Source organism: Escherichia sp. MOD1-EC5990 (assembly GCF_002965285.1).
GTDB lineage: Bacteria > Pseudomonadota > Gammaproteobacteria > Enterobacterales > Enterobacteriaceae > Escherichia > Escherichia coli_F.
Map to the genome: position 1 here is coordinate 1 of NZ_PTRV01000072.1, position 859 is coordinate 859.

1 pseudogene is annotated in these 859 nt (G+C 39.7%); it reads right to left on the minus strand.

The window, feature by feature from the left end:
• A pseudogene (locus BEB42_RS25900) lies at positions 1-652 on the minus strand (ISAs1 family transposase); the annotation flags it as partial.
• Positions 653-859 lie beyond the last annotated feature (207 nt).

The following is an 859-nucleotide window of genomic DNA, read 5'->3' on the forward strand; positions in this document are numbered from 1 at the left end:
ATTATTTAATTCTTTCAGCGGAAATTTTTCCTCGAAGGCTTTATTTAGCCGCCCCTGGTTTCCTTTTACAGCGAATACATAATCACCTCCCTGTTTTTGTATCTTCTCTGCAATATCTTTCTGGCAACCCATCGCATCAGTTGTGATGATTTTTCCTTTAATATCCAGCATGTTAAGAAGTTCAGGGATAGCTGTAATTTCATTGGATTTCTCATCCGTCCTGATCTGTCCGATGACCAGACTGTGCATTGTTGAGAATGCACTAATGACATGAATCGCTCCCCTGCGGCGACTCTTGTCATAAGAATGCCGGAGTGTTTTTCCATCAATTGCGATGACGTCTTTATCATCTGAAGTATGGCAATCTCGCATCCAGTTAATAAAGCACTCGTGAAATTTTGAAGGACTGATACAGGATACAACTCTGGCGATGGTATCGTGAACAGGAATACCATTTTCAAAATCACCATATTGTTTTAAAAAATCGCGATGTGCTTCCCCAAAATCCTCTATATGTTCCCAGCCTTCTGCACCAGAAATAACGGCACAAATAGTCAACAGTAGAATATCCGACAATTTATGTTTCACTTTTGCAGGATTGTCTGTAATCGGGAATAACAGAAATATGTTCCATCAATTTTTTAAGTTCCATTCTTTTCTCCTTAATTATGTAAGGAGTATTTGATCATGTATAAGCAATAAAAAAACAGCTTCAGGCAATGAGGAATATCTCAATTTTTAAACATAAAATGCGAATTGTTTAGTACAAAAAAGCAGCGTTAAGTGAGTAGGCCACCGGAACCTCCCCGACAGCCTCTCGCAGAACCGTACGTGAAACTCTCGCTTCATACGGCTCCCG